The organism is Campylobacter sp. FOBRC14, from assembly GCF_000287855.1.
Lineage (GTDB): Bacteria > Campylobacterota > Campylobacteria > Campylobacterales > Campylobacteraceae > Campylobacter_A > Campylobacter_A curvus.
Genome location: NZ_ALJJ01000009.1, coordinates 319,872 through 332,348 on the forward strand (window position 1 = coordinate 319,872; position 12,477 = coordinate 332,348).

Annotated in this window: 16 protein-coding genes; 6 read left to right on the top strand and 10 right to left on the bottom strand. The window is 45.1% G+C overall.

The window, feature by feature from the left end; all coding sequences use genetic code 11:
- The first annotated feature begins 37 nt into the window (after positions 1-37).
- On the top strand, positions 38-1,099 hold the full coding sequence (locus tag HMPREF1139_RS04920) for a TRAP transporter substrate-binding protein (RefSeq protein ID WP_009650261.1): 1,062 nt from the start codon (positions 38-40) through the stop codon (positions 1,097-1,099).
- A gap of 38 nt (positions 1,100-1,137) precedes the next feature.
- Here the strand turns inward: HMPREF1139_RS04920 and HMPREF1139_RS04925 are convergent, their stop codons facing one another.
- From HMPREF1139_RS04925 to gatC, 9 genes are read right to left on the bottom strand one after another with little or no spacing between them, the layout of a single operon-like run.
- Positions 1,138-1,929 (bottom strand): shikimate dehydrogenase, encoded by a 792-nt coding sequence (locus HMPREF1139_RS04925; protein ID WP_009650183.1) that lies wholly within the window; start codon positions 1,927-1,929, stop codon positions 1,138-1,140.
- Positions 1,926-2,786 carry an SPOR domain-containing protein gene (locus HMPREF1139_RS04930; protein ID WP_009650062.1) on the bottom strand — a complete coding sequence of 287 codons (861 nt, stop codon included), beginning with the start codon at positions 2,784-2,786 and terminating at the stop codon, positions 1,926-1,928. Before HMPREF1139_RS04930 ends, HMPREF1139_RS04925 begins: the two co-directional genes overlap by 4 nt.
- A gap of 9 nt (positions 2,787-2,795) precedes the next feature.
- Positions 2,796-3,338, bottom strand: coding sequence for a DUF1882 domain-containing protein (locus tag HMPREF1139_RS04935; protein WP_009650298.1), 543 nt, complete (start codon positions 3,336-3,338; stop codon positions 2,796-2,798).
- Entirely contained in the window at positions 3,338-4,582 is a 1,245-nt protein-coding gene (locus HMPREF1139_RS04940) for a serine hydroxymethyltransferase (protein WP_009650362.1), read from the bottom strand. Before HMPREF1139_RS04940 ends, HMPREF1139_RS04935 begins: the two co-directional genes overlap by 1 nt.
- Entirely contained in the window at positions 4,579-6,087 is a 1,509-nt protein-coding gene (gene lysS, locus HMPREF1139_RS04945) for a lysine--tRNA ligase (protein ID WP_232209603.1), read from the bottom strand. Before lysS ends, HMPREF1139_RS04940 begins: the two co-directional genes overlap by 4 nt.
- Positions 6,088-6,091: 4 nt before the next feature.
- Complete coding sequence (locus HMPREF1139_RS04950; protein ID WP_009650275.1) at positions 6,092-6,559, bottom strand: Fur family transcriptional regulator; 468 nt, start codon at positions 6,557-6,559, stop codon at positions 6,092-6,094.
- On the bottom strand, positions 6,556-7,173 hold the full coding sequence (locus tag HMPREF1139_RS04955; protein ID WP_009650144.1) for a CvpA family protein: 618 nt from the start codon (positions 7,171-7,173) through the stop codon (positions 6,556-6,558). Before HMPREF1139_RS04955 ends, HMPREF1139_RS04950 begins: the two co-directional genes overlap by 4 nt.
- A gap of 1 nt (position 7,174) precedes the next feature.
- The gene (locus HMPREF1139_RS04960) at positions 7,175-8,296 is read right to left on the bottom strand and encodes a type IV pilus twitching motility protein PilT (RefSeq protein ID WP_009650097.1); all 1,122 of its coding nucleotides are present in this window, start codon (positions 8,294-8,296) and stop codon (positions 7,175-7,177) included.
- Positions 8,297-8,299: 3 nt separating this feature from the next.
- Positions 8,300-8,587, bottom strand: a complete 288-nt coding sequence (gene gatC / locus HMPREF1139_RS04965; RefSeq protein WP_009650004.1) for an Asp-tRNA(Asn)/Glu-tRNA(Gln) amidotransferase subunit GatC — start codon at positions 8,585-8,587, stop codon at positions 8,300-8,302.
- 118 nt (positions 8,588-8,705) lie between these two features.
- On the opposite strand from gatC, the gene HMPREF1139_RS04970 reads away from it, so the two are divergent.
- Genes HMPREF1139_RS04970 through hisG form a run of 5 tightly spaced genes read left to right on the top strand, consistent with a single transcriptional unit; the run spans position 8,706 to position 11,838 of the window.
- Entirely contained in the window at positions 8,706-9,269 is a 564-nt protein-coding gene (locus HMPREF1139_RS04970) for a hypothetical protein (RefSeq protein WP_009650253.1), read from the top strand.
- Positions 9,269-10,273: an L-seryl-tRNA selenium transferase gene (locus HMPREF1139_RS04975; RefSeq protein WP_009650043.1), complete on the top strand. Its 1,005-nt coding sequence runs from the start codon at positions 9,269-9,271 to the stop codon at positions 10,271-10,273. The genes HMPREF1139_RS04970 and HMPREF1139_RS04975 overlap by 1 nt, the downstream gene beginning before the upstream one ends.
- On the top strand, positions 10,273-10,605 hold the full coding sequence (locus HMPREF1139_RS04980) for a hypothetical protein (RefSeq protein ID WP_009650179.1): 333 nt from the start codon (positions 10,273-10,275) through the stop codon (positions 10,603-10,605). The genes HMPREF1139_RS04975 and HMPREF1139_RS04980 overlap by 1 nt, the downstream gene beginning before the upstream one ends.
- Complete coding sequence (locus HMPREF1139_RS04985; RefSeq protein ID WP_009650046.1) at positions 10,592-11,221, top strand: type III pantothenate kinase; 630 nt, start codon at positions 10,592-10,594, stop codon at positions 11,219-11,221. Before HMPREF1139_RS04980 ends, HMPREF1139_RS04985 begins: the two co-directional genes overlap by 14 nt.
- Positions 11,218-11,838, top strand: a complete 621-nt coding sequence (gene hisG / locus HMPREF1139_RS04990) for an ATP phosphoribosyltransferase (RefSeq protein WP_009649945.1) — start codon at positions 11,218-11,220, stop codon at positions 11,836-11,838. The genes HMPREF1139_RS04985 and hisG overlap by 4 nt, the downstream gene beginning before the upstream one ends.
- On the opposite strand, the gene HMPREF1139_RS04995 is transcribed toward hisG, so the two are convergent.
- The gene (locus HMPREF1139_RS04995; RefSeq protein ID WP_009650060.1) at positions 11,832-12,467 is read right to left on the bottom strand and encodes a DUF6803 family protein; all 636 of its coding nucleotides are present in this window, start codon (positions 12,465-12,467) and stop codon (positions 11,832-11,834) included. The two genes, hisG and HMPREF1139_RS04995, sit on opposite strands and share 7 nt — an antisense overlap.
- Positions 12,468-12,477: the final 10 nt, after the last annotated feature.

A 12,477-nucleotide genomic window follows, 5' to 3' on the forward strand; every position in this document is an offset into this window, starting at 1 on the left:
TTTTGGCTATAATAGCCCAAATTTTAAAGGAGAGAAAATGAACAAATTTCTGGTGGCATCGCTTGGGTTGCTCGCGTGTGCGTCGCTTGCTATGGGCGCGGACGGTAAAGTTTATAAGCTAAAACTAGCTAGCTCATGGGAGAGCACGATGCCGGTGCTTGGCGAAGTGCCAAAGGAGCTAAAGGATCGCGTCGAAAAGATGAGTAACGGGCGTATCGAGATCAGGATAGACTACCCGTCAAAACACAAATCGCCTTTCGCGCTGCTTGACTTTACAAAGAGCGGTCAATACGACATCGGATACACGACTAGCTATTATTACAAGGGCAAAGACGCAAAGATGATGTTTTTTACAGCGACGCCTTTTATGATGAATACTGCCGAGCAGACTGCATGGTATGAATTTGGCGGCGGCAAAGAGCTTGAGGCGAAGGTGTTTGATCCGTATAATATCAAAATTTTTAGAGCCGGCAACACCGGTACTCAAATGGGTGGCTGGTTCAAAAAAGAGATAAAAACCGTCGATGACCTTAAGGGCTTGAAAATAAGGATCCCAGGCTTTGGCGGTGAAATTTACGCAAAGCTTGGCGCAAATATCAACACTATATCGACCGGCGAGCTATATATGGCTCTTGAGATGGGCACGATAGACGCGGTCGAATGGGTAAGCCCGGCATACGATATGGCACTTGGCTTTCACAGGGTCGCAAAATACTACTACACAGGCTGGCAAGAGCCGACCGGTGAGGTACAATTTTTCGTAAATAAAAAGGCTTACGAGAAACTGCCGGCCGATTTGCAAGCGATATTCGAGTCCGCAGCGGCCGATGTAGCGCAGATGGTAAATACGAAGGTCTTTTTCGTGAATACGCAGTATTGGGCCAAGATGAAGAGCGAATACCCCGATATTGAGGTGAAGTCTTTCCCACCTGAAGTAATGGCCGCACTTAGAAAAGCGACAAACGAGCTGCTAGACGAGGAAAGTGCGAAAGATCCTCTATTTAAAGAGATCATAGACTCTCAAAGAGCCTTCATGAAAATGGCTCGCGAATGGACAAAAATGTCCGACTACGCTTACATCAAAACGAGCGAAGAGTAAAATTTATTCCGACTCGGCTTCGAGTCGGAATTTTCTCATCACAACTTAAAAATTTCACGCATAGATTTTTCTATTTTGGCCTCGTCAAGGCTGGAGTCATAAAATAAATTTAGCGCCAATACCGCCTGAAAAAGCAGCATATCCGCGCCATTTTTGCATGTAAGATTGTTTGCTTGGGCTAGATTTAAAAAGGCGGTGGATTGATTATAGATCACGTCAAAGGCGAAATTCGACTGCTTTATCACCGGCTCTAAAATTTCGATCGGAGCAGGAAGTGAGTCGTCTCTTAGCCCCGCTGAGGTAGAATTTACGATGAGATCGTAGCCTTTTACTTTAAAATCATCCCAGCAATAGCACTCGAATTCTTTATCAAAATCGGCTAATCGCTCTTTGCTGCGGTTGATGACAGTCACCTCGGTATCGTTATCTTTTAGCGCGTGAGATAATGCTTTTGCCGTACCTCCTGCGCCTATGATGAGCGCCGTTTTTATCTTGCCAAATGGCACTATGGCGCGCATAAAGCCCGGTGCGTCGGTATTATAGGCTAAAATTTTATCGTTTTTTAAAACTAGAGTGTTTGCAGAGCCCGATCTCATAGCGATTTGCGATGCCTCATCGGCAAGCTTTAGGGCGTATTCTTTATGAGGGACGGTCACGTTCGCGCCGTCTAGCTTGAGAGCTCTAAATTTCGATATGAGTTTGCTTCCATCCTCCAGCAAAACCCTGGTATAAAGCGCGTCAAGACCGAGATCTTGCAGCGCTTTATTGTGTAGTCTAGGCGAGATAGAGTGCTCGACTGGGTTTCCAAAAACCGCAAAAGTTTGCATCATTTTACCCTAAAGATAAATGCGTCCTTATTTACGTCTTTGCGGATATCGTTCAAAGTCGTTTGTAAATTTTTATCGTCGAAAGGTCCGACTAAAATTTTAGTGACTTCGCCCACTTTTAGCGTATGGTAGCTATATCCTTTAGCCTGGATTTTCTTTATATAGTCCGCATTTGGATTAAATTTACCGGTTGCAAAGACCTGAACGTAAGCACCCTTTGAGGCGGCGCCTTTAGGTGCGGCGGCAGCCGTGACAGGCTTGCTGGCTTGCTTTGTAGCGGCCGGCTTCTCAGCTTTTTGCTCTGCTGGCTTTTTATCGCTAGCCGCTTGCGCCTTAGGCTTAGCTTCCGCTCCGGCTTGTGGCTTGATATCCGGCTTTGCTACTGCGGCAGGCTTTTCTTCTTTAGGCTTGGTTTCCGTCGCAGTAGGTTGCGGCTCTTTCGCGTCCGCTTTAGTGGTAGTTTTGCCGCCCTCTTTGTCTTTTAGCTTTTTGATCATATCCTCAAAGTCGTCTTGTTGTTTATTCTCAGGCACTATCGGCACTTGCTCAAATAGCTGACCGTCACCCTTTTTATCATCCGCTTGTGTGAGCGGAGGCTGCGCGACGGAGTTGTTGTCCTGAGAGGCTAATTGATTGTTTGAGGCCGGCTGTTCGATAGGCACAGGCGGCAAGGCAAGCCTTGAGTCGTTGTCCGCTTGAGACTGAGCCGAGTAGCTTGAGTTTAAAATTTTCATCGCGACTATGATCACTAAAAACAATATGACAAGCGCGGCGATAAACATCAAAAGCTTCTTTATCTTCGCGTTTTTAGCCTCGTCATCTCTATCTAAAAGTATATCTTTTAACTCTTCGTTTTCCATTTTCGCTCCTTACATATATTTTGACCAACTAGCGCCACGCTCCTTTTGGTAAAGCTTATATGGCAGGGTTAGGATATTAAATTCCTTAGGCATATCCATCGTAGGAAACATCCTCCACTCTTTGGCTAGACGCTGAGAGAGCTTCATACTTAGCATATTTGCCAGCTGGTAGGCCTCGTTTAGCGTCGTATGCCCTTTGTGGATATAAAGATGCAAATGCCCGGACGTCTTGCTCTCATACGCCGTAAAATTTATATACCCCTCTTCTCTAAGCAAAAGCTGTGCCCTATGCCAAAACCTCTCCGGTGTCCTGCCGTTGTAGTCAAACACGATGTTTTCGACCTTGTCGCCGGGCAAGATGAGTGAGTGCGCGACCGTGATCTTGCCCTCCTCATGCTCCTTGATGACGCTATAATTTAGCGGTTCGTCGATCCTTTCAAATTTATTGAAAAATGTCTTGCCCTTATACTCGATCTTGCTGACGATATTATCGCGCTTGATCCAGTAGTGGCTGGTGTTTATCTTTATGAGCGCAGTATCTATGCTTTGCATCAAAAAGTCGCTCTATCATAAATGATAAATTTATGCGCAAGCTCGACCAGTTCGGCTTTTATCTTCTTTTGAAGCTCGGCGTTATTGATGTCGCTTAGCACGTCGGCTATCTTGTTTGCGATGATCTCAAATTCCGCTTCTTTCATGCCACGAGCCGTTAGTGCGGGACTACCTACGCGGATACCGCTTGTCACGAACGGGCTTCGCTTCTCGCCCGGGACGGTGTTTTTATTTACCGTGATGCCGGCGTTACCAAGTGCGATGTCAGCGTCTTTTCCGCTAAATTCTCTATTTAAAAAGCTCATCAAAATGAGGTGATTATCAGTGCCGCCGCTAACTAGATCAAACCCGCGAGAGATCAAAATTTCGCCCAGCTTTTTGGCGTTTGCCTTGACCTGCTTTGCGTAAATTTTCCACTCTGGGCTTAGGTTGTGCTTAAAGCCCACCGCCTTTGCAGCGATGACATGCACGAGCGGTCCGCCTTGGATGCCCGGAAATATCGAAGCGTTTATCTTTTTAGCGTATTCTTCGTTGTTTGTCATGATTATGCCACCGCGTGGTCCGCGAAGCGTTTTATGCGTAGTCGAGCTCACCACATCGCAGTGCGGGAAAGGATTTTGATGTTCGCCCGCCACTACAAGGCCCGCGATGTGCGCCACGTCCGCAAAGAGCAAAGCTCCGACCTCATCGGCGATGGCTCTAAATTTATCAAATTCTATCTCGCGCGTGTATGCGCTAGCACCGCAGACAATCATCTTTGGCTTCACAATCTTTGCGATGTCTAGGACGCGCTCGTAGTTTATACGTCCGTCAAGCTCCACGCCGTAAAAAAAGCTCTCGTAAATTTTACCCGAGCTACTGACCTTTGCGCCGTGCGTGAGGTGTCCGCCGTGGCTTAGATCCATGCCCAAAATTTTATCACCAGGATTTAGTAGCGCACCATAAACGCCTTGATTCGCCTGCGAGCCCGAATTTGGCTGTACGTTTGCAAATTCGCAGCCAAAAAGCTGCTTGCACCTATCGATGGCTAGCTGCTCGATGCCATCGACGTATTCGCAGCCGCCGTAGTAGCGTTTGCCCGGATAGCCCTCGGCATATTTGTTTGTTAGGATCGAGCCCATGACCTCCATGACCTCTGGGTAGGTAAAATTCTCACTCGCTATCATTTCTAGGTGGTCGCACTGGCGTTTTAGCTCCAAATTTACCAGATCGAAAATTTCTTTATCGTAGCTTTGCAAACTCATTTTTCATTCTCCTTTATTTCACTTTTTAGCGGGCGCATCGCAGGGAAAAGCACCACGTCGCGGATAGATTTTTTATTTGTTAATAGCATCACGAGGCGGTCTATGCCGATACCCTCGCCCGCAGTCGGTGGCATCGCGTATCCAAGGGCTCTGACGTAGTCCTCGTCCATCTCGTGCGCTTCATCATCACCTGCATTTTTAGCCTCGATCTGCGCGGCGAAGCGGTTATACTGATCGACCGGGTCGTTTAGCTCGTTAAAGCCGTTTGCCAGCTCGCGTCCGGCGATAAACAGCTCAAATCTCTCGGCAATGTCAGGGTTTTTGTCGCTCCTTCTTGAAAGCGGGCTGATCGAGATCGGATAGTCGATGATGAAGGTCGGATCTATGAGCTTTTCTTCGACATAGTTATCAAAAAGCTCGGCTTGCAAATGCCCAAGATCGAGCTTTGCATTCGCTTCAAAGCCGTCCGCTTTAAGCTTGGCTAAAATTTTATCTTTATCCTCGATGATCTGCGGATCTAGTCCGCCCACCTCGACGAGCGCTTTTTTGTAGTTTAGCCTCGCAAACGGCTTGCTAAAATCAACCTGCATACCGTCAAATTCTATAACCTTTGGCAGATCAAGCTTGTCGATGAGCACATTAAATAGCTCCTCTGTTAGCCCCATTAGATCGTGATATGTGTGATACGCCCAGTAAAATTCTATGCTTGTAAATTCGGGATTGTGCGTTAGATCCATACCCTCGTTTCTAAAATTTCTATTCATGTCATAAACGGCTTCAAAGCCACCCACGATGAGGCGTTTTAGATAAAGCTCGGGCGCGATACGAAGGTATCTATTGACACCAAGGGCGTTGTGAAAGGTGACAAACGGCTTTGCGTTCGCACCGCCGGCGATCGGGTGCATCATCGGCGTCTCGACCTCTAAAAAGCCCTTCTCTTCGATAAAGCGGCGTATGGTGCTGATGATGATGGAGCGCTTTTTGAAGTCGCTTCTGACCTCGGGATTCATGATGAGATCGAGGTATCTTTGTCGGTAGCGAGTCTCGATATCCACGAGCCCGTGAAATTTCTCAGGCAAAGGCGAGATCGCCTTGGAGGCTAAATTTAGCTCGCTAACATGCATCGAAAACTCGCCCGTCCTCGTGACGAAAGCATAGCCACGCACATAGACGATGTCGCCGACCTCGATGTTTTTCTTTACGACCTTAAACCACTCCGGATCAAGCGTCTTGTTGCTAAAATAAATTTGTAAATTCCCGTTTTCGTCCTCGATATTTGCAAATATCGCTTTGCCGGCGTCTCTGATGAGTTTGATACGACCGGCGAGGCTCACATATTGCCCTTCGGCTTTTTTGTCTTCGGTGTTTATGATGTGAGCGAATTTGAGCCTAAATTTTGCTATGTCCATATCGCGTCTTAGAAAGTGCGGGTATGGATTTACGCCCATTTTTCTTAAATTTTCAGCCGTTTCAAGCCTTTGGATTTCTAGTTGGTTGTCAAATATCACTTCACTTGCCCTTTATATTGTTTTTACTGCACTCTTCGCATATACCATAAAGCTGCATCATGTGTCCCGTGAGCTTAAATCCGTGCTCTTTTGCGATGCTTATTTGACGTTTTTCTATCATAGGATCTTCAAATTCTATGATGAGGCCGCATTTCCTACAGATCATATGGTCGTGGTGCGGCTTTGTCGCAAGCTCGAATTTTTTGCCCTGCGAGCCAAAACTGATAGAGGTCACCATCTCGGATTCTTCGAGCAAATTTAGAGTGCGATAAACGGTTGCGATACCGATATTTAGCTCAGGATATGTCTCTTTTATGAAAAGATATAGCTTTTCAGGCGTGAAATGCTCGCCGTTATTGTAGAGCGTTTTGAGCAAAATTTCACGCTGTTTAGTGTATTTTAGGCCATTGTCGCGAAGCACCTTTTTGAATTTCTCGAGCAACGCGTCGTATTCTAAATTTTCTATCATCTCATCTCTCCTTTTGTGACGTTTGTATCAGTATTTGTTGTAGTATTCGCATCCATAGTTATAAAAGCGTCGGTCTTGTTCGACTCGCTTGGTCGCACCATCATATCGTCGATATCGTTTTTAAGGCTTTTTACATCGATATTTGTTATCCATTTTCCAGTGGCTAGTAGCACAGGATAGACCTTGCTGCCCTGAAAATAAGGCTCTATGTTTTTGTTTAGGTATGTCCCGGCGACGACCGCGATCACGGCCGAAAATGTGAGGAAAATTTTACCGCTTCCGGCTAAAAATCCGCCGAATCTATCTAAAAATCCAAGTCCGCTAAGAGCGATGATCTTGGATAGGAATTTACCTATCAAAAGGCAAATTATCCAAAAGACTATCCAAAGCCCGATGAATCCGACAAACTGAAGCATCGAGGCGTTTTCAAATTTATAGATATTCGAGCTTATGAAATTTTCAGCTACATCAGAAAACCTGCTCGCCACTATGAGGCCGCCGATAAGACCGATGAGCCCAAAGACCTCTTTTATCAGTCCGTTTAAGATCCCTTTTATGCCCAGTATCAAAACCAAAGCGATGACGATTATGTCAAACCAAGTTACAAAATCCATATCAAGCACCTGCACCCATAGTATTTAAAAGCTCTTGCTGACTGGTCGAATAACGCAACGCATTTTCTTCGGTTATAAGGCCGCCTCTTATGGCCTTTATCAAAGACTGCGTCTGCGTGCACATGCCAGTTTGCTGCTGATTTAGCTGCATCTGAGAGTAGATCTGATGCACCTTGTTTTCGCGGATCAAATTTGCAACGGCCATGTTGTTGATCAAAATTTCATGTATCGCACACCTGCCGCCGTTGGTCTTTGGAAGCAGGCTTTGCGAGATGACCGCCGTTAGCGAGACGCTGAGCATGTTTCGCACCTGAAGCTGCTCGCTGCCGTCAAAGCTATCGACTATCCTGTTTATCGTTTGGATAGCGGAATTCGTATGCAAAGTTCCAAAAACGAGGTGTCCGGTCTCAGCCGCTGTTATCGCGATAGATATCGTCTCTTTATCTCTCATCTCGCCCACCAGGATGATATCGGGGTCTTCACGCAATGAAAATTTAAGCGCTCTAGCGTATGAGTGCGTATCAGTGCCGATATTTCTGTGTGAAAACAGCGCTTTTTTGTTGCTATGGACGAATTCCACCGGGTCTTCTATCGTTATGATATGCTTTCGATAGTTTAAATTTATCTCGTTTAGCATAGCTGCAAGGGTAGTCGATTTACCGCTACCGGTAGGTCCGGTGACTAAAATAAGCCCCTTTTCGCGCTTTATGATGTCTTTAAAAATCTGAGGAGATTTCAGCTCGTCAAGAGATGGAATTTCGATAGGTATGATACGAAATGCGGCCGCCAGATCGCCATTCATAGTGTAGTAGTAGTTACCGCGAAAGCGTCCGATACTTGGTAGCTCTATCGCAAAGTCAAGCTCTTTATTGTTTTCAAGCTCGCTTTTTTGAGCGTCCGTTATCAGTGCGTAGCACAAAGTCTCTATGTCCTTGCCGCTTAAAATTCCAAGCTCGAGAGGACGCAATGTGCCGTCGATCCTGATTTGAGGCTCGGATCTTGCGACAAGATGCAAGTCACTGGCTTTATTGAAAACAACGGTTTTTAGTAATGTTTGTATGTCTGTATTTGTCGGTCTTGGCGGTGCTTGGACTATGTTATTGTTCGTTTGTATCAGATCCATTTGTCACTCTATGATTTTAGGAACCGAGAAAAAGTGCCCTTCTTGGGAAGGAGCGTTTTTTAAGATAATATCTATCACGTCGCTCGCGATAGGACTATCCTCTCTTAATAAAGTCCCGCCCTTTATAGAGCTCACTACGGCCTCGCTACCCTTTAAATCAAGCTCGTTCAAAACATCTACAAAAGATACGATCTCGCTTAACTGTCTTTTGATCTCTTCGCGTTTGTCGTCATTTATCTTTAAAGAGGAGAGTTTTTCGAGCTTACTAAGAAGCGCATCGTCAATCTGCATAAAAAACCTTTTATGATCAATTTTGAGCCATTATATCATATTCAAGCTTTAATTTTGGGCTGCTTTAAATTTATTTATGCTACAATTTGCGAACTAAAATTTTAAGAAGGACTAGGCATTGGCTATCAAAGAGGACTTAAACGAGATCAAAAAAGAAATAGGCGCGCAAGAGCAGTTTTTAGAGAGCGTCATAAAGGGCGAGAGATTTTTTAACAAAAACAAAAAGCTTCTCATAGCTTTGCTTGTTATCGTCGTCGTCGCGCTCATAGCGCTATATGCGAACAAGATCATCGATAACCGCAAGGTTGTCGCGGCAAATGAGGCCTACTCAAAGCTGATAATGGACGCCAACGATACCAAAGCGGCTGAAATTTTAAAGCAAAACGAGCCGTCCGTTTACGCGCTTTACGAGCTTAAGGCCGCACTTGAAAAAGGCGACATCAAAGCCGCAAAAGAGCTTGCGAATTTACCTGTCGATCCGCTCGTAAAGCAAATAATCCTCTCTCAAACTACCGATCAAAGCACACAAATTTTAGCTTCATACGATGCGCTCTTGCAAGGGTTTGAATACCTGAAACAAAACAAAATAAGCGAAGCAAATGCTGAATTTGCAAAGATTCCGCTAGATTCGCAGCTCATGACTTTGGTTAAAAATCTACAACACTATCAGGGAAATAAATAATGAAAAAATTTACGCTTTTACTAACTTTGGGTTTAGCTCTTATTTTAGGCGGATGCGGCACGAAAAGGCAATATTTCGAGCCAGAAACCATAAGCGGCAAGATAAAATTGTCCCAAGATCTGCCATCTTATATCAAATCGGCAAATGCAAACGCCGCGACGCTGAATAACGGCAACATCATAACAAAAGACGGACTTGATACCAGCGTCAAACTGCCTCAAGACTTCAGCCTTTTAAACAAAAACGGCGAATTTTTGATCTCTGCTGACATATACGGCGATCTAAACGTTACCGACGGTAGCAATGCGACCGTCTATCAGGGCAAATTCCCGACTGCGATCGTCTCGGCGTCGATGGAGGGGAATTTACTGGCCGCCATCAGCGCTGCAAACCACATATATCTAATAGATATTGTGCAGGCAAAAACACTGATGGAGTATAAATCCTCTGAAATTTACGCGGTAGATTCGCGTGTAGTAGCACCTTATTTCATGAGCTCTCTCATCATTTATCCGTCGCTTGACGGTAAAATTTACATCGTGCAAAAGGACACGGGCAGAATTTTACGCGACGTCGTCGTAAGCTCGGAGAATTTTTTCAATAACATCATATTTTTAGACGTCATAGGCGACAGTATGATAGCCGCGACCGCTAAAAAACTCATCGTCATCAATCCGCAGCAAACGGTCTATTACGACGGCGAGATCAAAAACGTGCTCGTAAACAACGATGAAATTTACATCTTCAAAAAAGACGGCAATATCGTCAAGACCGACCTTGGACTAAAACAAAAAAACGAGGTCAATTTTAAATTCGCCATTTTCTCGGATGCGGCGGCACTTGGCGATCAGCTTTATATCGTGGAAAAAACGGGCTACATCATAAAAACCGATCTTGATCTTGGTAACGCTAAAATTTACGAACTAAACGACGAGATAGAGGACAAAAGCTTTATGGGTAAAGGGGCGTTTTACTACGACGACGAATTCGTAAAATTCGAATAATGAACCCAAAAATCTGGCCTCTTTTTGAAGCGAGGAAAATTTTACTAAAAGATCTAAAAAGCGTCGATCTTGGCGAATTTTGTAAAAGACGAACGCTGAGTGCCTGCTTGGGCGTCGATACAAAGGGCTTTTACGAGATAGTCTTTTTAAGAGAGGCAAAAAGCAGGCTACTTCTAAAAGAGGCCCGCGAGATCGATGAAATTTGCGCCAAAATAGAGCAAAAATTTCAAACCGCCATCAAAAAAAGAGTGCTGTTTTATAACTCTGAAATTTGCTCTAAATCGCTTGAAATGCTTAAACAAAACGGCTGGAGATGCTATGATTTTGTGTGACATCGGCAACACGAACGCGACGTTTTTAGATGAGGGCAAAATTTCGCGTATGAGCGTGGAGCAGTTTAGCGCATACGAGCCAAAAGAGCCGGTTTATTTCATCTGCGTGAACGATGAAATTTTAAAAAAGCTAAAAAAAAATAAACTTTTCGTCGACCTAGAGCCACATTTTGAGCTAGATACGATATATCAGGGGCTTGGAGTGGATAGAGTCGCCGGCTGCTACGCCATAAGCGACGGAGTCATCGTAGATGCCGGTAGCGCGATAACAGTCGATATAATGTCAAATTCCATACATCTTGGCGGATACATCCTGCCCGGGATCGCGAGCATGTTAAAAGCCTACGAGAGTATATCGCCAAGGCTGAAGCTACCCATAAATTCGCAAATCGATATCGACGCCCTGCCCCAAAAAACGGTCGATGCGATAAGCTACGGCATACTAAAGCCTATCGTCACGTTGTTAGAAAAGCTCGCCGGCAGTAAAAAGGTCTATTTCACTGGTGGGGACGGGGAATTTTTATCGAAATTTTTCAAAAATGCGATATGCGACAAGATGCTCGTATTTCGCGCTATGCAAAAGCTCATCAATCAAAAAAAGGAAATTTTAAAATGATAACCATAGCTCTACCAAAGGGCAGGATCGCTGAAGATACGCTTGCTATTTTTAGGAAAATTTTTGGCTCCGAGTTTTTATTCGAGGATCGCAAGCTGATCTTAGAGGAGGGAAATTTCCGCTTTTTGATGGTGCGAAACCAAGATATCCCTACTTACGTGACCGAGGGTGCGGCTGATGTCGGTGTGGTCGGACTTGACGTGCTTGAGGAGCATCACCCTGATGTGGTCCGCTTACTTGATCTACACATAGGTAAATGTCGCGTTTGCGTGGGTATAAAAAACGACGAGGAGCTTGACTACACGCAGCCAGAGCTCAAAATAGCCACCAAAATGCCAAATATCGCCAGAAACTACTTCGCGCAAAAGGCGACTGCTCTAAAGATCATCAAGCTTTACGGCTCGATAGAGCTAGCTCCATTAGTAGGGCTCAGCGACGCTATCGTCGATGTCGTGGAGACTGGCTCTACGATGAAGCAAAACGGCCTCAAGATAGCCGAGACCATAATGCAAAGCTCGGCGCATCTCATCGCCAACAAAAGTAGCTTCATCATCAAAAAAGATGAAATTTTAGAGCTTTATCACAAGATAAAAGAGCAAATTCCAAAGGCTCAATGACTCATCTTAGAGTGATCGTGTCCGCTCATGCCCTGCATATCGTGACCCGAATGATCCATGACGTGCGTTTTGTTTTCATCATGGTCTGGCATATCCATGCCACTACGATCCATGGTAGGCATTTGCATGTTCATTTCGTGGTCCATATGCATCATCTCGCCTTGGCTTGGCTTCCAGCCAGTTATCGTAGGATCTACCATACCAAATATCATCGCGACGTGACCGACCACCAAAAATGTTATAAGCAGGCAAAAATGCAGCTTCAGCTTCGCTCTGTCAGCTAAATTTTTACCTATCACGCCGATCTCTAAAAGCGCGATGCTAAGAAGCGGGAAAACACCGAGCAGATATGAAGTCACGGCGATGATATCGGCACTTCCGCGCCATTTTATGCCAGGATAGATATTTATCATAAAATAAATCACCAAAGCCGTGAAATAAAAGCCCAAAACTATACCGATCAGCCTATTTACCTTTCTCACCGCGCTATTTTTGTCGTCTATGTTATACATCGTGAAAAACTCGGTAGCCACCAGTAGCTCGGCCAGCCCCACGGGGATAACCATATAAAATATCAAATTCCACGGTTGATCGAGCGATAGAAGCTCCATGTAGTGCGTCATCATCATGTTAAAGCCT